Source organism: Streptomyces sp. CNS606 (assembly GCF_000426325.1).
In genome coordinates this window covers 117,932-132,687 of sequence record NZ_AUFD01000018.1, presented here as the reverse complement: position 1 = coordinate 132,687, position 14,756 = coordinate 117,932, and the positions used below count along the sequence as shown (strand labels likewise).

14 protein-coding genes are annotated in these 14,756 nt (G+C 72.8%); 8 read left to right on the top strand and 6 right to left on the bottom strand.

The annotated features are described in order from the left end of the window. Window positions 1–233: 233 nt before the first annotated feature. Window positions 234–671 carry a gamma-glutamylcyclotransferase family protein gene (locus K304_RS0114650; protein ID WP_027764359.1) on the bottom strand — a complete coding sequence of 146 codons (438 nt, stop codon included), beginning with the start codon at window positions 669–671 and terminating at the stop codon, window positions 234–236. A 140-nt stretch (window positions 672–811) separates the two neighbouring features. On the opposite strand from K304_RS0114650, the gene K304_RS0114645 reads away from it, so the two are divergent. Beyond that, a complete protein-coding gene (locus tag K304_RS0114645) occupies window positions 812–2,260 on the top strand; it encodes an NAD(P)H-quinone dehydrogenase (protein WP_037790490.1) in 1,449 nt (482 codons plus the stop codon). A gap of 130 nt (window positions 2,261–2,390) precedes the next feature. Next, window positions 2,391–3,251, top strand: coding sequence for a DeoR/GlpR family DNA-binding transcription regulator (locus K304_RS0114640; RefSeq protein ID WP_027764357.1), 861 nt, complete (start codon window positions 2,391–2,393; stop codon window positions 3,249–3,251). A gap of 72 nt (window positions 3,252–3,323) precedes the next feature. Here the strand turns inward: K304_RS0114640 and K304_RS0114635 are convergent, their stop codons facing one another. Continuing rightward, a complete protein-coding gene (locus tag K304_RS0114635; protein WP_027764356.1) occupies window positions 3,324–5,099 on the bottom strand; it encodes an ATP-binding protein in 1,776 nt (591 codons plus the stop codon). 387 nt (window positions 5,100–5,486) lie between these two features. Here K304_RS0114635 and K304_RS0114630 point away from each other — a divergent pair, with 387 nt between their 5' ends. After that, window positions 5,487–5,942 carry a membrane protein gene (locus tag K304_RS0114630; RefSeq protein ID WP_037790455.1) on the top strand — a complete coding sequence of 152 codons (456 nt, stop codon included), beginning with the start codon at window positions 5,487–5,489 and terminating at the stop codon, window positions 5,940–5,942. Here K304_RS0114630 and K304_RS0114625 read toward each other — a convergent pair. The 4 genes from K304_RS0114625 to K304_RS0114610 all read right to left on the bottom strand — a co-directional run bounded on the left by K304_RS0114625 (window position 5,917) and on the right by K304_RS0114610 (window position 8,644). Further along, window positions 5,917–6,540 (bottom strand): Maf-like protein, encoded by a 624-nt coding sequence (locus K304_RS0114625; RefSeq protein WP_027764354.1) that lies wholly within the window; start codon window positions 6,538–6,540, stop codon window positions 5,917–5,919. The genes K304_RS0114630 and K304_RS0114625 overlap by 26 nt on opposite strands. A 27-nt stretch (window positions 6,541–6,567) precedes the next feature. Beyond that, window positions 6,568–6,699: a morphogenic membrane protein MmpB gene (gene mmpB / locus K304_RS34055; protein WP_281727973.1), complete on the bottom strand. Its 132-nt coding sequence runs from the start codon at window positions 6,697–6,699 to the stop codon at window positions 6,568–6,570. 125 nt (window positions 6,700–6,824) lie between these two features. Then, window positions 6,825–7,031 (bottom strand): acyl-CoA carboxylase epsilon subunit, encoded by a 207-nt coding sequence (locus K304_RS0114615; protein WP_027764353.1) that lies wholly within the window; start codon window positions 7,029–7,031, stop codon window positions 6,825–6,827. A gap of 17 nt (window positions 7,032–7,048) precedes the next feature. After that, window positions 7,049–8,644 (bottom strand): acyl-CoA carboxylase subunit beta, encoded by a 1,596-nt coding sequence (locus tag K304_RS0114610; protein WP_027764352.1) that lies wholly within the window; start codon window positions 8,642–8,644, stop codon window positions 7,049–7,051. 182 nt (window positions 8,645–8,826) lie between these two features. Here K304_RS0114610 and K304_RS0114605 point away from each other — a divergent pair, with 182 nt between their 5' ends. The 5 genes from K304_RS0114605 to hutH all read left to right on the top strand — a co-directional run bounded on the left by K304_RS0114605 (window position 8,827) and on the right by hutH (window position 14,719). After that, entirely contained in the window at window positions 8,827–9,696 is an 870-nt protein-coding gene (locus K304_RS0114605) for a biotin--[acetyl-CoA-carboxylase] ligase (protein ID WP_027764351.1), read from the top strand. A 106-nt stretch (window positions 9,697–9,802) separates the two neighbouring features. After that, window positions 9,803–10,972, top strand: a complete 1,170-nt coding sequence (locus K304_RS0114600) for an adenylate/guanylate cyclase domain-containing protein (RefSeq protein WP_078529105.1) — start codon at window positions 9,803–9,805, stop codon at window positions 10,970–10,972. 160 nt (window positions 10,973–11,132) lie between these two features. Further along, on the top strand, window positions 11,133–11,933 hold the full coding sequence (locus K304_RS0114595; protein WP_027764349.1) for an enoyl-CoA hydratase/isomerase family protein: 801 nt from the start codon (window positions 11,133–11,135) through the stop codon (window positions 11,931–11,933). A gap of 62 nt (window positions 11,934–11,995) precedes the next feature. Continuing rightward, a complete protein-coding gene (locus K304_RS0114590; protein ID WP_027764348.1) occupies window positions 11,996–13,114 on the top strand; it encodes a sensor domain-containing diguanylate cyclase in 1,119 nt (372 codons plus the stop codon). 60 nt (window positions 13,115–13,174) lie between these two features. Further along, on the top strand, window positions 13,175–14,719 hold the full coding sequence (gene hutH / locus K304_RS0114585; RefSeq protein WP_027764347.1) for a histidine ammonia-lyase: 1,545 nt from the start codon (window positions 13,175–13,177) through the stop codon (window positions 14,717–14,719). Window positions 14,720–14,756: the final 37 nt, after the last annotated feature.

The window sequence follows — 14,756 nt, the reverse complement described above, 5'->3', positions numbered from 1 at the left end:
GGGTCGATGCGCCCGGAAACACTTGCCCGTGATTTGTGGGCCGCGAAGTAGAGGTCCAACCTCTAACGTCGCCGAGAACGCGGCCCGTAAATCATGGGTTTCCGGGTCGTCGGCCCGGACCGCAGCCCACGCCCCCGCCCCGCGCCCACACTCACCAGCCACCGCCCCGCGCCCACACCGAGCCCCAACACCCCCACCCCCGTCACCCCCGCTGAGAAGCGGCGGAACGCCGCTCAGCAGGGCCGCTTCCGCAGCTCCATCACGTAGTCGTGCGGCGCCCCCGCCGACTCCGCCGCGTCGGCGATCTCCCCCAGGTAGCGGGCCGAGGGCAGCCCGCCCTCGTATCCGTTCAGCACGTAGCACCAGGCCGCCGCGTCGCCGTCCAGCGTGTGCACCCGCACCCGCATGCGCCGGTAGATGTCGAGGCCGACGCCCTCCCAGCGGTCCATCGCCTCCTCGTCCATAGGTGCGATGTCGTAGAGCGCGACGAAGACCTGGGAGCGCGGCGCCTCCACCACCGTGGCCAGCGCGCCTTCCCAGCCCATGTGCTCGCCGCCGAAGGTGAGGCGCCAGCCGTCGAGCCAGCCGGTGCCGCGCAGCGGGGAGTGCGGTGCGCGGCGTGACATCAGCCGCGCGTCGAGGTTGCCGGCGAAGGCGGCGTAGAGCGACATGGCACGAGGGTACGGGAGCGGCACCCGCTCGACACGGCACCGTTGCGAGGGTCACGGTGCGGCGCTCCGGCGTGTGCGCGCCGGGTGGAGTGGAACGGACACGCCCCCCACTCCGCCGCGAGGCGGGAACGTGCGGGACACTGGGAGGCGTGACTCGGATCGTGATCATCGGTGGCGGACCTGGCGGCTACGAGGCGGCACTGGTGGCCGCCGAGCTCGGAGCGGAGGTGACCGTCGTCGACAGCGACGGTCTCGGCGGGGCGTCGGTGCTGACCGACTGCGTGCCGTCGAAGACGCTCATCGCGACGGCCGAGGTGATGACGAACTTCGACTCCTCGCACGAGGAGCTGGGCATACGCATCGAGGACGACACGCCGCCGCTCGAGCAGTCGGCGCGGGTGGTGGGCGTCGACATGGAGAAGGTGAACCGCCGTGTGAAGCGGCTCGCCCTCGCGCAGTCGCACGACATCACCGCATCGGTGACGCGTGCGGGCGGCCGGGTGCTGCACGGCCGCGGCCGGCTGGAGCCGGAGCGGGCGGCGGACGGTACCCGCACCGTCGTGGTGACGACGGCCGAGGGCGACGAGGAGCGGCTGAGCGGGGACGCGGTGCTGATCGCCACCGGCGGTCATCCGCGCGAGATCCCGGACGCCCGGCCGGACGGCGAGCGGATCCTGAACTGGACGCAGCTGTACGACCTGGAGGAGCTGCCGGAGCGGCTGATCGTGGTCGGTTCGGGTGTGACCGGTGCCGAGTTCGCGGGCGCCTACCAGGCGCTGGGCTCGCAGGTCACGCTGGTGTCGTCGCGGGACCGGGTGCTGCCCGGGGAGGACCCGGACGCGGCGGCCGTGCTGGAGGACGTGTTCCGCCGGCGTGGGATGGACGTGATGTCGCGGTCCCGCGCCGCGTCCGCGAAGCGCGTGGGCGACGGCGTCGAGGTGACGCTCAGCGACGGTCGTACGGTCTCCGGCTCGCACTGCCTGGTCGCGGTGGGCGCGGTGCCCAACACGCGCGGGATCGGCCTGGAGGAGGCCGGTGTGCGGCTGAAGGACTCGGGCCACGTGTGGACGGACAAGGTGTCCCGCACCTCGGCGCCGGGCGTGTACGCCGCCGGCGACTGCACCGGGGTGTTCGCGCTGGCTTCCGTGGCGGCGATGCAGGGCCGGATCGCGATGTACCACTTCCTGGGGGAGTCGGTGGTGCCGCTGAACCTGAAGGCGGTGTCGGCGAACATCTTCACCGATCCGGAGATCGCGACGGTCGGCTTCTCCCAGGCGGATGTGGAAGAGGGCCGGATCAGTGCGAACGTGGTGAAGCTGCCGCTGGTGCGGAACCCGCGGGCGAAGATGCAGGGCATCCGGGACGGCTTCGTGAAGCTGTTCTGCCGCCCGGGCACGGGCATCGTGGTGGGCGGTGTGGTGGTGGCCCCCCGTGCGAGTGAACTGATCCACCCGATCTCGATCGCCGTGGACACGAATCTGACCGTGGAGCAGATCGCGAAGGCGTTCACCGTCTATCCGTCGCTGACCGGGTCGATCGCGGAGGTCGCGCGGCAGCTGCACACCCGCAAGGAGGGCGACGGCGGCTGACGGCATACCACGTTCCGGTCGTGGAGACGTACAACTTTTGATAATCGGCGCAAACTGCTGAAACCAGACGGTCGGCGGCGTTACTGTCGGTTCCGTGTTCGCTGCAGAACGTCGCCAATTGATCCTCGAAATGGTGCGGGCCAACGGAGCGGTGTCGCTCCGGGAGCTCGCCCGCGTCGTCCAGACCTCCGAAGTGACCGTCCGGCGTGACGTACGGGCCCTGGAGGCAGAAGGACTGCTCGACCGCCGGCACGGCGGTGCGGTGCTGCCGGGCGGTTTCAGCCGCGAGTCCGGCTTCCCCCAGAAGTCGCTGTCCGCGACTGCGGAGAAGACGGCCGTCGCCGATCTCGCCGCGGGTCTCGTGGAGGAGGGCGAGGCCGTCGTCGTCGGCGCCGGTACGACCACGCAGGAGCTGGCCCGCCGGCTGGCGAGAGTGCCGGGCCTGACCGTGGTGACCAACTCCCTGCTGGTCGCGCAGGCGCTGGCGCATGCCAACCGCGTCGAGGTGGTGATGACCGGCGGCACGCTGCGCGGCTCCAACTACGCCCTGGTGGGGAGTGGTGCGGAGCAGTCGCTCCAGGGGCTGCGGGTGACGCGGGCCTTCCTGTCCGGCAGCGGGCTCACCGCGGAGCGGGGGCTGTCCACGTCCAACATGCTGTCGGCGAGCGTCGACCGGGCCCTGGTGCAGTCCGCGGCGGAGGTGGTGGTCCTGGCGGACCACACGAAGCTGGGCACCGACACGATGTTCCAGACGGTGCCGACGGACGTGATGACCCGTCTGGTGACGGACGAGCCGCCGCCGCACGACGACCGGGCTGCGACGGAGCTCCAGGCGCTGGCGGACCAGGGCGTGCAGATCGCCGTGGCGGGCGCGCAGGGGCGGCCGGCTCCGGCGGGGCGCCGCGAGGCGCCGCTTCCGGGTCAGCGCCGCACGCATCCGGTGCAGCCTCCGGGTCCGCAGCTCCGCGTGGCGGACCTGGGCCGGCACTGACCGTCGGCGCGGGCGGGTGACGCGACGTCGCCGGGCGGGCCGGAAGCGGCACGCCCGGCGACGGGAACGCGGTCAGTCCTTGATCTCGCAGATGACCGTGCCGGCGGAGAGGGACCCGCCGACCTCGGCGGTGAGGCCCTTGACGGTGCCGGCGCGGTGGGCGTTCAGCGGCTGCTCCATCTTCATCGCCTCCAGGACGACGACCAGTTCGCCCTCGGCGACCTGCTGGCCCTCTTCGACGGCGACCTTCACGATCGTGCCCTGCATGGGCGAGGCGAGGGCGTCGCCGGACGCGGCCGAGCCGGACTTCTTCGCGGCCTTGCGCTTCGGCTTCTTCGTTCCGGCGGTCGCCGCGGCGGGGGCGACGCCGAGCGAGGCGGGCAGGGACACCTCGAGCCGCTTGCCGCCGACCTCGACGACGACGGTCTCGCGCGTGCCCTCGGCCTCGTCGTCGTCCTCTGCGCCGGGTGCCGCGAAGGGCGTGATCTCGTTGACGAACTCGGTCTCGATCCACCGGGTGTGGACGTCGAACGGGTGGCCCTGGCGTCCGTGGACCTCCGGCCCGAACGCCGCGTCGCGGACGACGACGCGGTGGAAGGAGAGGGCCGTGGCCATGCCCTCGACGCGGAACTCGTCGAGTGCGCGGGCGGCGCGCTGGAGGGCCTGCTGCCGGGAGGCGCCGGTGACGATCAGCTTGGCGAGCAGCGAGTCCCAGGCCGGGCCGATGACGGAGCCGCTCTCCACACCGGCGTCCAGGCGGATGCCCGGACCGGCCGGCGGGTCGAACAGCGTGACCGTGCCCGGGGCGGGCAGGAAGTTGCGGCCCGGGTCCTCGCCGTTGATGCGGAACTCGAAGGAGTGGCCGCGCACCGCCGGGTCGTCGTAGCCCAGCTCCTCGCCGTCGGCGATGCGGAACATCTCGCGTACCAGGTCGATGCCGGTGACCTCCTCGGTCACCGGGTGCTCGACCTGGAGGCGGGTGTTGACCTCGAGGAAGGAGATGGTGCCGTCCTGGCCTACGAGGAACTCGCAGGTGCCCGCGCCCTCGTAGCCGGCCTCCTTGAGGATGGCCTTGGACGCGCGGTACAGCTCGGCGTTCTGCTCGTCGCTCAGGAAGGGCGCGGGCGCCTCCTCGACGAGCTTCTGGTGGCGGCGCTGGAGGGAGCAGTCGCGGGTGGAGACGACGACGACGTTGCCGTGCTTGTCGGCCAGGCACTGGGTCTCGACGTGCCGCGGACGGTCCAGGTAGCGCTCGACGAAGCACTCGCCGCGCCCGAAGGCGGCGACGGCCTCGCGCACGGCGGACTCGTACAGCTCGGGGACCTCCTCCAGGGTGCGGGCGACCTTCAGGCCGCGGCCGCCGCCGCCGAAGGCGGCCTTGATGGCGATGGGCAGGCCGTGCTCCTCGGCGAAGGTCACGACCTCCTCCGCGCCGGAGACGGGGTCGGGGGTGCCGGCGACGAGGGGGGCGCCGGCGCGCTGCGCGATGTGACGGGCCGCCACCTTGTCGCCCAGGTCGCGGATCGCCTGCGGCGGCGGGCCGATCCAGGTGAGGCCGGCGTCGAGGACGGCCTGCGCGAATTCGGCGTTCTCGGAGAGGAAGCCGTAACCGGGGTGGATCGCGTCCGCACCGGAGTCCGCGGCGGCCTTCAGCACCTTCGCGACGTCCAGGTAGCTCGCCGCCGGGGTGTCGCCGCCGAGCGCGAAGGCTTCGTCGGCCACCCGCACATGGAGTGCGTCGCGGTCCGGGTCGGCGTAGACGGCGACACTCGCGATACCGGCGTCCCGGCACGCTCGAGCAACCCGGACAGCGATCTCGCCGCGGTTGGCGATGAGCACCTTGCGCACGATGACTCCCTACTTGGCGCTGCGCCGCAAACAGAAGTGAACGGCGCGATTTTAGCTAGTGGTGACACCCCACGCCGAGTCGCCCACAGGGGTGAGCTTGCCCACACGGAGTGTGATCCGAGGGCAGGTCCACCCCCGCGTTGCCTTGTCATCCCACGGTACGCCCGGTTCCAGGCGCCGACCGACGAACGGCGATGTGGGCAAGGTCTCTGTGCGACCGCTCGTGCTCAACTCCTGCTTCTTTGTGGGGTTCCTACTAAGTTCGGCGGTGAGATGGAGTAAATCCCCGCAACTGCTCCCGGCTCTTGCCACCGGGTGTACCCGCCAGTAGCGTGCGGGGGCCATTGTTCGTACCCGGAGTAACGACGAAGTGGGCAGGTGGGGTGGGTGACCCGCAGACCGGTGGCCGCGATCGCCGCGGTCGTACTGACGTGCGAGGCCGTGGGGTTCGTGCTGCTCCAGGTGTTCATGGGGATGGTCGTGGACAAGCAACAGATGTCCCTGGCCGGCCTCGACCCCGACATGATGAGCACGGGTTCCGTCGTCGGCGGGGCGCTGCTCGGTGCCTACCTCCTGTTCTGCGCCGGCGTGCTGGTGGTGATGGCCGTACGGGACCGCGCGCCCGGCAAGGTACCCCGGCTGCTCCTCATCAGCGCCGCCGTGCTGCACGCGGTACTCGGGGCGTTGACGATCGGCCTGGTGGGCTGGTCGGCGTTCGGCTTCATGATGCTGGTGCTGGCCCTGCTGGTCTGGACGCTGGTGTCGTACTCCCGGCTGCCCAAGCACCGCCGTACGGACGGCGGTTCGGCGCCGCAGCCTAGCGCGGAGCCCACAGCCGGGTGATCGGCACGCCGAGGTCGGCGAGCATGCTCCGGAGCGTGGGCAGCGACAGCCCGATGACGTTGCCGGGGTCGCCGTCCACCCCGTCGACGAACGGCGCGGAGAGACCGTCCAGGGTGAACGCGCCCGCCACGTGCAGCGGTTCGCCGGAGGCGACGTAGGCAGCGACCTCCTCGTCCGACGGGGTGCCGAAGCGGACCGTGGTCGAAGCGGTCCCGCTCGTCCTCCGGTCGCCGCGCCGGTCGATCACGCAGTGGCCCGTCCGCAGCACGCCGGAACGGCCGCGCATGGACTTCCAGCGTGCGGTGGCGTCCTCCGCGTCGTCCGGTTTGCCCAGGGCCTGCCCGTCGAGTTCGAGCACCGAGTCGCAGCCGATCACCAGTGCGTCCGCGGTCTCCGGCCGGGCGGCGACCGCCTCGGCCTTGGCCTCCGCGAGCATCCGGGCGAGTTCCGCCGGGGTGTCGGCGCTGAGCGCGTCCTCGTCCACACCGCTGACGATCACCTCGGGGTCGAGTCCGGCCTGCCGCAGCAGCCCGAGCCGGGCGGGGGAGGCGGAGGCGAGGACGAGGCGGCGTGCGGGTGCGGGCTGCTGGGCGTTCATGCGGCTCATCGTAGCGACGGCCGGTCCTCAGCGGGCCTGCACGGCGAGGGCCGCGGCGACCATCGCGGCGACGGCGAGGACCCAGGCCATCCGCCGCAGCATCGCCTGGGCGGCGCGCAGCTCGGCGGGCGGCTTGTTCTCGGGGTCGGACCACAGCATCCCCCGATCATGCGGCGCCACCCGGCCGGAGCGCCTGAGTACGGATACTCATCACGGCGCCCCGGCCGGGATCGCGCCCCGACAGGACGCGGTCGTGGCCGGGGCGCCGTGGGGAAGCCCGGTGCTCAGGCCGGCCAGAAAGTGGTGCGCCAGGCCTTGGGACCCGGGTGCGGCAGCATCCGGCGGGGCACCGTACGGGCCGGGTCGGACCACTCGGCCCCCCGGTGTGCCGCCTCGCCCGCGGCGGCGGAGGCGGCCGCCCGGGCCTGGACCACCGCCAGTGCGGCGGCCAGCTCCTCGGGCGTCGGGTTGCCCCGTATCACCTTGATCATGGGCTCCACGTCCCTTCCTACAGCGGGATGTTGCCGTGCTTCTTCGGGGGCAGCTGCTCGCGCTTGGTGCGCAGCGTGCGCAGGCCGCGGACGATGTGGCGTCGGGTCTCGGCGGGAAGGATGACGGCGTCCACATACCCGCGTTCGGCCGCGACATACGGGTTCAGCAGCGCGTCCTCGTACTCCTGCGTCAGCTCGGCGCGCAGCTCCTCGCGCTCCTCGTCGCCCTCGACGGCCGCGAGGCGGCGGCGGTGCAGGATGTTCACGGCGCCCTGGGCGCCCATCACGGCGATCTGCGCGGTGGGCCAGGCGAAGTTGAGGTCCGCGCCCAGGTGCTTGGAACCCATGACGTCGTAGGCGCCGCCGAACGCCTTGCGTGTGATGACGGTGATCAGCGGGACGGTCGCCTCCGCGTAGGCGTAGATCAGCTTGGCGCCGCGCCGGATGATGCCGTCGTACTCCTGGTCCGTGCCGGGCAGGAAGCCGGGCACGTCCACGAACGTCAGCACCGGGATGTTGTACGCGTCGCAGGTGCGGACGAAGCGGGCCGCCTTCTCGCTGGCGTCGATGTCCAGGCAGCCGGCGAACTGCATCGGCTGGTTGGCCACGATGCCCACCGACTGCCCCTCGACCCGGCCGAAACCGGTGATGATGTTGGGCGCGAAGAGCGCCTGGGTCTCCAGGAACTCGCTGTCGTCCAGCACGTGCTCGATGGCGCGGTGCATGTCGTACGGCTGGTTCGCCGAGTCCGGGATGAGCGTGTCCAGCTCGCGGTCCTCGTCCGAGGTCTCCAGGTCGGCTTCCTCGGGGAAGACCGGCGGGTCGGTGAGGTTGTTGCTCGGCAGGTAGGACAGCAGCGCCTTGACGTACTCGATCGCGTCCTTCTCGTCGCCCGCCATGTGGTGCGCCACGCCGGAGGTCGCGTTGTGCGTCCGGGCGCCGCCGAGCGCCTCGAAGCCGACGTCCTCACCGGTGACCGTCTTGATCACGTCCGGGCCGGTGATGAACATGTGCGAGGTCTTGTCGACCATCACGGTGAAGTCGGTGATCGCCGGGGAGTACACCGCGCCGCCCGCGCAGGGCCCCATGATGAGGCTGATCTGCGGGACCACGCCGGAGGCGTGCACGTTGCGGCGGAAGATCTCCGCGAACAGGCCGAGGGCGGTGACGCCCTCCTGGATACGTGCGCCCCCGCCGTCGTTGATGCCGACGACCGGGCAGCCGGTCTTCATCGCGAAGTCCATCACCTTGACGATCTTCTCGCCGTACACCTCGCCGAGCGAGCCGCCGAAGATGGTGAAGTCCTGCGAGTACACGCAGACGGGGCGGCCGTCCACCGTGCCGTAGCCGGTGACGACCCCGTCGCCGTACGGCCGGTTCTTCTCGATGCCGAACGCCGTGGAGCGATGGCGCGCGAACTCGTCGAGTTCGGTGAACGACCCCTCGTCGAGCAGCAGTTCCACGCGCTCCCGCGCGGTCAGCTTGCCCTTGGCGTGCTGCTTCTCGATGGCCCGCTCGGACCCCGCGTGCGTCGCCTCGTGGGCGCGCTGCCGGAAATCCGCGATCTTGCCCGCGGTCGTATGGATGTCGGGGCTGGTCTCCTGCTCGGACACGGCCTGCGGCTCCTCGCTCCTGCGTTTCGCTCCTGCGTCGGCTACTCATTCGTAGGCTATCCGCGCGCGGCGGCTCCGACGCTGCGGCGTTGGCCACACTTCCCGCCGGGTGCGGTGGGCCGGGGCTTCCGGGCCGCCCGCGGCGCGAGGAGCGGCGCGCGCCGCGGGCCTAGGGTGACCGTATGAGCTCCGAGAACCCCGGCGACCGGCAAAGCCGCTGGTCCGACCTCGACCGTCCGCCGCTCAACGCCACAGCCCTCCGGGACGCCCTCGTCCGCCCGGACACCCTGTGGACGTCCCTCGACGTCCTGGACCGCGTCGGCTCCACGAACACCGCCCTGGTGGAGCGGGTACGGGCCGGCGAGGCGGGCGAGGGCGCCGTGCTGGTGGCCGAGGAGCAGACCGCCGGCCGCGGCCGGCTGGAGCGCGGCTGGAGCGCCCCGGCCCGTTCCGGGATCTTCCTCTCGGTCGCCCTGGAACCCGCTCCGCCGGTGGAGCGCTGGGGCTGGCTGCCCCTCCTCACCGGGGTGGCGGCCGCGGCGGCGCTCGCCCGCACGGGGGGTGTGGACATGCTCCTCAAGTGGCCCAACGACCTCCTCACGGAGATCGGCGACGAGGAGCGCAAGATCGGCGGCATCCTGGCCGAGCGGGCCGGGGAGCGCATGGTCGTCGTCGGACTGGGCCTGAACGTCTCGCTGCGCGAGGAGGAGCTGCCGGTGCCGCAGGCCGGGTCGCTCGCCCTGGCCGGGGCGCCGGGACGCGACCGGGACCCGCTGCTGCGGGCCCTGCTCCGCTCCCTGGAGACCTGGTACGGCCGTTGGCGTGACGCGGACGGCGACCCCGCGGCCTGCGGGCTGCTGGAGGCGTACGCGGCGGGCTGCTCCACGCTCGGGCGCGAGGTGCGCGCGGAGTTGCCGGGCGGCGAGTCGGTCACCGGCGAGGCCGTCGCGGTGGACGGAGACGGGCGTCTGGTGCTGGCCACCCAGCAGGGTCTGCAGCGGCCGGTCGGCGCAGGTGACATCGTTCATCTGCGCCCCGCCCGAGGAGAGTGAGCGGGGGCACACCTGACGTATTGTGGTCATTCGGCGGACCCGGGAGAGATCGGAAGGGCAGTGCACAGGGGCGACGGGACCTGGCAGGGCCGACAGGGAGCGGGCAGTGGCCGTGGATGAGCCGGACGAGCCGGACACCCCCGACGACCCGTCGCCCGCGCCCGCGCCCGTGTCCGCGGAGGCCGGTGCGGTGGCGGGCGGGGACGCCCGCCCGGAGGACGACTCGGGGGCTCGGGCGCCCAGCGACGGGCCGAACGGGCTGAGCGACGATCCCAGCGCGCTGAGCATCGAGGAGCTGATCCTCGGCGCCGGGCGGCAGTACACCCCCTTCCAGGCGGCCCGTGCGGCGGGCGTGCCGATGGAGCTGGCGTCCCGTTTCTGGCGGGCCATGGGGTTCGCCGACGTGGGGCAGGCCCGTGCGCTGACCGAGGCGGACGTGCTGGCGCTGCGGCGTCTGTCCGGTCTGGTCGAGGCGGGGCTGCTGAGCGAGCCGATGGCGATCCAGGTGGCGCGTTCCACCGGGCAGACCACGGCCCGGCTCGCCGACTGGCAGATGGACTCCTTCCTGGAGGACCTGACCGAGCCGCCCGAGCCCGGCATGACCCGCAACGAGGTCACCTACCCGCTGGTCCAGCTGCTGCTGCCGGAGCTCGAGGAGTTCCTCGTGTACGTGTGGCGGCGGCAGCTCGCGGCGGCCACCGGCCGGGTGGTGCAGGCGCAGGACGACGACGACACCGTCGCCCGCCGGCAGGCCATCGGCTTCGCCGACCTCGTGGGTTTCACCCGGCTGACGCGCCGGCTGGAGGAGGACGAGCTCGGTGAGCTGGTCGAGGCGTTCGAGACGACGGCCGCGGACCTGGTGGCGGCGCACGGCGGGCGGCTGATCAAGGCCCTGGGCGACGAGGTGCTGTACGTCGCGGAGGAGGCGGGGACCGCGGCGGAGATCGGGCTGCGGCTGATCGAGACGCTCGGTAACGACGCGACGATGCCCGAGCTGCGGGTGGGGATCGCGTTCGGGACGATGACGAGCCGGATGGGCGACGTCTTCGGCAACACCGTGAACCTGGCGAGCCGGCTGACGTCGATAGCGCCGAAGGACACGGTGCTGGTGGACGGGGCGCTGCGGTCGGAGCTGACGGGGGCGGGGCATGCGCCGGAGTCGGAGAAGGAGACCGAGGACCTGTCCGGGTTCCGGTTCGCGCTGCAGCCGCTGTATCAGCGGCCGGTGCGAGGGCTCGGTGTGGTCGAGCCGTGGTTGCTGACGCGGCGTTCGTGAGGGGCGGGCGCGGGCGCGGGGCGGTGGCTGGTGTGTGGGTGTGGGTCGGGGGCGCGCCTGCCCCTGCGCCCATGCCTTCGGAGGTCGGTCGTCGCCGTTCGGGCTGGGGGCTGCCGCGGGTACGCTCGCGCGGAAACGAGCGTTCACAAGGGAGGCGGCTGTGAGGACGACCAGGTACGGCGAGTTCGTCGAGGTGCGGGTGGACGAGGCCACGCATGTGGCGGAGCTCGTGCTGGACCGGCCGAAGGCGATGAACGCCGTGTCGACGGGGATGGCGCGGTCCGTCGCCGAGGCGTGCGAGGCGGTGGCGGGGGATGCCGGGGCGAGGGTGGTCGTGCTCACGTCGACGCACGAGCGGGCGTTCTGCGTGGGTGCTGACCTGAAGGAGCGGAACTCCTTCACGGACGCCGAGCTGGGGCGGCAGCGGCCGCACGCGCGGGCGGCGTACACCGGGGTGCTGGAGCTGCCGCAGCCGACGGTGGCCGCGGTGCACGGGTACGCGCTGGGCGGCGGGTTCGAGCTGGCGCTGTCGTGCGACGTGATCGTCGCCGACACGACGGCGGTCGTCGGCCTGCCGGAGGTGTCGGTGGGCGTGATCCCGGGCGGCGGCGGGACGCAGCTGTTGCCGCGCCGGGTGGGTGCGGCGCGGGCGGCGGAGCTGATCTTCACGGCGCGACGGGTGGAGGCCGCGGAGGCGCGGGAGCTGGGACTGGTGGACATCCTGGCGGCCGAGGGCGCGGACCGCGAGGAGGCGCTGGAGCTGGCCGGGAGGATGGCCGGGAACTCGCCGGTGGGGCTGCGGGCGGCCAAGCGGGCGCTGCGGACCGGGTGGGGGATGGACCTGCGGGCCGGGCTGGAGGTCGAGGACGCGGCATGGCGGACGGTCGCCTTCTCCGGGGACCGTGCGGAGGGCGTCGCGGCGTTCAACGAGAAGCGCCGGCCGGAGTGGCCCGGAGAGTGACGCCCCCTGTCGGAAATGGCGTGCTCTGCACTGTTTCAACGGAAAACTTCTAGTGTGGACACATGGCAGAGGACGGGCGGCTGCGGGCGGTCGTGGAGCTGGCGCAGGCCATGGCGGCCGCGCACACGTCGGTCGAGGTCGCGCACGCGGCCGCCGCGGGGGCGCTGCACGCCATAGGGGGTTCGTTCGCGGCGGTGTCCCAGTGGGAGCGGGAGCACGGCCGGCTGCGCGTGCTGGTGAACGTCGGGGACCTGGCCGGTGGGGAGGAGGAGTTCCCCGCCGACGAGTCCTACCCGGTGTACGACTTCCCGGAGATCACCGAGGCGCTGCACGAGCGCTGGGTGGCGGGCGGCGAGCCGCACGCGTGGATCGAGACGGCGGACGGGCCTCCGACGGGGAGGGTGGCCGGGCTGCGGCGGCGGGGAAGGTCGTCCTGTGTGGTGGCGCCCATCGTGCTGCACGGCCGGGCCTGGGGGGAGCTGTACGTGGCGCGGGGCGCCGAGGCGGAGGCTTTCGGCCGGGTGGACGCGGACTTCGCGACGGTGCTGGCCGCGATCATCGCGGCCGGCGTCGCGCAGAACGAGCGGCTGGAGGAGGTGCGCAGGCTCGCGTTCACCGATCCGCTGACCGGGCTGGCGAACCGGAGGGCGGTGGACGTGCGGCTGGACGAGGCGCTGGAGCGGCACCGCCTGGAGGGGGAGGTGGTCAGCCTCGCTGTGTGCGACGTCAACGGGCTGAAACGGGTCAACGACGTGCACGGGCACGAGGCGGGGGACCGGTTGCTGGCCCGCTTCGGCGCGGTGTTGTCGTACTGCGGGGCGCTGCTGCCGGGGGCGCTGGCGGCGCGGCTGGGCGGTGACGAGTTCTGCCTGCTGTCGGTGGGCCCTACCGCGGACGAGGTGGTGCGGGCGGCGGAGGAGCTGTGCCGCCGGGCGGGTGAGCTTGAGCTGGGCGACGGGGTGTCGGTGGGCATCGCCTCCACGGGCGACCCGATCGGGCAGGTGCTCTCGGCGCGGCGGCTGTTCCGGCTCGCGGACGCGGCGCAGTACCGGGCGAAGGCGGCGCGGGCGCGGAAGCCGGTGGTGGCGGGGCGGGACGGCGGGGTGGACGACCCGGTGGTGCGGATGGCCGATGCTCCGGCCCGGCCCGGCCTGGAGCGGCGGCGGTTCCGCGGAGCGTGAAGAATCGTTTGGCCGCCGTGACAGATCTGAATTCAGTCTTTAGGGTGACTGAATATGAGTATGCACACCGTCGTGGTCGAGACGTCCGGACTCCGCGCCGAGGACGTCGTCGCCGTTGCCCGTGACGCCGCCCGGGTCGAGCTCTCGAAGGACGCCCTGAACGCCGTCGCCGCCGCGCGACGGCACATCGACGAGCTGGCGGCCAAGCCCGACCCCGTCTACGGCGTCTCCACCGGCTTCGGCGCCCTCGCCGTCCGCCACATCAGCCCCGAGCTGCGCGCGCAGCTCCAGCGCAACATCGTCCGCTCGCACGCGGCCGGGACCGGCCCGGCGGTGGAGCGCGAGGTCGTTCGCGCGCTGATGTTCCTGCGGCTGAAGACCGTCGCCTCGGGCCGCACGGGCGTGCGTCCCGAGGTCGTGCAGACCATGGCCGACGTGCTGAACGCGGGCATCACCCCCGTCGTGCACGAGTACGGCTCGCTGGGGTGCTCCGGCGACCTGGCTCCGCTGTCGCACTGCGCGCTGACCCTGATGGGCGAGGGCGACGCGGAGGGGCCGGACGGCACCGTGCGGCCCGCGGGGGAGCTACTGGCCGAGCACGGCATCGCGCCCGTGGAGCTGCGGGAGAAGGAAGGGCTGGCCCTCCTCAACGGCACCGACGGCATGCTCGGCATGCTCGTCATGGCCTGCGCCGACCTGGCGCGGCTGCACACCTCCGCCGACATCACGGCCGCGCTGTCGCTGGAGGCGCTGCTGGGCACCGACCGGGTGCTGGCGCCGGAGCTGCACGCGATCCGCCCGCACCCGGGGCAGGCCGCCTCGGCCGCCAACATGCTCAAGGTGCTCGAGGGCTCCGGCCTCACCGGCCACCACCAGGACGACGCGCCGCGGGTGCAGGACGCCTACTCGGTGCGCTGCGCCCCGCAGGTCGCGGGTGCGGGCCGGGACACGCTGAGCCACGCCCGTACGGTCGCCGAGCGCGAGCTGGCCGCGGCGGTGGACAACCCGGTGGTGCTCCCGGACGGCCGGGTCGAGTCGAACGGCAACTTCCACGGGGCCCCGGTGGCCTACGTGTTGGACTTCCTCGCGATCGCGGCCGCCGACCTGGCCTCCATCGCCGAACGCCGCACGGACCGGCTGCTGGACAAGAACCGCTCGCACGGTCTGCCGCCCTTCCTCGCGCACGACGCGGGTGTCGACTCCGGGCTGATGATCGCGCAGTACACGCAGGCGGCGCTGGTGAGCGAACTGAAGCGACTGGCCGTGCCGGCCTCGGCGGACTCGATCCCGTCCTCCGCGATGCAGGAGGACCACGTCTCCATGGGCTGGTCGGCGGCGCGGAAGCTGCGCACCGCGGTCGACAACCTGACGCGCGTCGTGGCCATCGAGCTGTACGCGGCCGCGCGTGCGGTGGAGCTGCGCGAGGCGGACGGGGGCACGGCGTCACCCGCGAGCCGTGCGGTGCTGGCGGCCGCCCGGGAGGCGGGCGTCGGCGGGCCGGGCGAGGACCGCTTCCTGTCGCCGGACATGGCGGCCGCCGAAGTGTTCGTCCGGGGCGGCGGTCTGGTGGCCGCGGCGGAGTCGGTCACGGGTCCGCTGGCCTGAGTCCACGGGTCCGGCGCGCGTGATCTGCGTCGCACGC

Bases quoted from the DNA above. Each gene is read 5' to 3' on its own strand.
- K304_RS0114650 (WP_027764359.1), bottom strand. From the start codon at position 671: ATGTCGCTCTACGCCGCCTTCGCCGGCAACCTCGACGCGCGGCTGATG.
- K304_RS0114640 (WP_027764357.1), top strand. From the start codon at position 2,391: ATGGTGCGGGCCAACGGAGCGGTGTCGCTCCGGGAGCTCGCCCGCGTC.
- K304_RS0114625 (WP_027764354.1), bottom strand. From the start codon at position 6,540: ATGAACGCCCAGCAGCCCGCACCCGCACGCCGCCTCGTCCTCGCCTCC.
- mmpB (WP_281727973.1), bottom strand. From the start codon at position 6,699: ATGCTGTGGTCCGACCCCGAGAACAAGCCGCCCGCCGAGCTGCGCGCC.
- K304_RS0114615 (WP_027764353.1), bottom strand. From the start codon at position 7,031: ATGATCAAGGTGATACGGGGCAACCCGACGCCCGAGGAGCTGGCCGCC.
- K304_RS0114605 (WP_027764351.1), top strand. From the start codon at position 8,827: ATGAGCTCCGAGAACCCCGGCGACCGGCAAAGCCGCTGGTCCGACCTC.
- K304_RS0114590 (WP_027764348.1), top strand. From the start codon at position 11,996: ATGGCAGAGGACGGGCGGCTGCGGGCGGTCGTGGAGCTGGCGCAGGCC.
- hutH (WP_027764347.1), top strand. From the start codon at position 13,175: ATGCACACCGTCGTGGTCGAGACGTCCGGACTCCGCGCCGAGGACGTC.